This window comes from Helicobacter pylori, from assembly GCF_011140715.1.
Lineage (GTDB): Bacteria > Campylobacterota > Campylobacteria > Campylobacterales > Helicobacteraceae > Helicobacter > Helicobacter pylori_DA.
In genome coordinates, this window is record NZ_SFZZ01000030.1 from 1 (window position 1) to 1,077 (window position 1,077).

The following is a 1,077-nucleotide window of genomic DNA, read 5'->3' on the forward strand; positions in this document are numbered from 1 at the left end:
TTTTAAGCAAAGGGTTAAGTCTTTTTGGGGTAGGAAATATCCATGCAGACTTTAAAGAACAAAACCTTTCGTTAGTGTCTGTTGGGATATTTTAAGTTAAAAAACCCCTTGCTTTTAGCAAGGGGTGGTTTTTGCGTTTTTGGTATTCCTTAATCCTTTAAGATTTTTGGAAACCACCTTTTGTATTAACATTTTTGATTCCATGCTCTGCATTTTCTCCCGCCAAGCAGTAATATCCTGTAGAAAATGCATTGGCTAAAAATTGCGTAAAGCCAGACTTAACATCTTTTACAGCATTGTTCAACTTGGTGGAAAACTTGAACGAATCAGAATAATCTTTCATATTCTTCTGGTTGAAGCCAATTTTATCATACTCTGACAAAGGAACGCTTCCTACATTATGCGCAACTATCTTATCATTCACGAGCTTGAGCCACTCAGGGTTTTTTTGTGTTAGCATACCGGTCGCTTTTTCATTGATCTCTCCATTTTGGATATTGCTATTAATGCGTGTGTGGCTGTTAGTAGCGTAATTGTCTAGTTTCGCTGACAAACTAGCAGGTACTTTTTTTGCACTTTCAACCCATAGATTCATGGGATTGTGTTTTGTAGAATCTTTGAGATTGTCTATCGTTTGCTCTAGATTGCCAAAAAAACCTGCTTTAGCTTCTGATACCGCTTGATTGAGATTGTCAATTTTCTGAGCCAATTGTTGCTCCCTTGAAATCCCTACCTTACTAAGATCATCAACTTTATCATGCCTTTTCAAAGGGAAAGGTCCGCCGAGATCATCAATTGTAGCATAAATAGGTTCAGGGCTAACCGATCGCCCTACCTTACTGAGATCATCAACTTTATCATGCCTTTTCAAAGGGAAGCCCACTGCTTGCCCTACAACACCCAAACCACTTGCTATTTGATTGAGTCGGTCAATTTTTGCATTCACCTTTTTAGCAACTTGAGTATAAATGGGTTCTTCAGGGCTAGCTACTTGTCCTGTTTTCTTTTTATTAACTTTAGCATAAATGGGTTCTGTGCTGTTTTTGAGACCATTATTATTGTTATTGAAATTTTTAA

2 pseudogenes are annotated in these 1,077 nt (G+C 37.5%); one reads left to right on the forward strand and one right to left on the reverse strand.

Annotated features, from left to right (window positions below):
- Positions 1-95, forward strand: a pseudogene (locus EWZ81_RS03325) (RNA-guided endonuclease InsQ/TnpB family protein); the annotation flags it as partial.
- Between the two features lie 62 nt (positions 96-157).
- Here EWZ81_RS03325 and EWZ81_RS03330 read toward each other — a convergent pair.
- Positions 158-1,077 (reverse strand): annotated as a pseudogene (locus EWZ81_RS03330) (type IV secretion system oncogenic effector CagA); the annotation flags it as partial.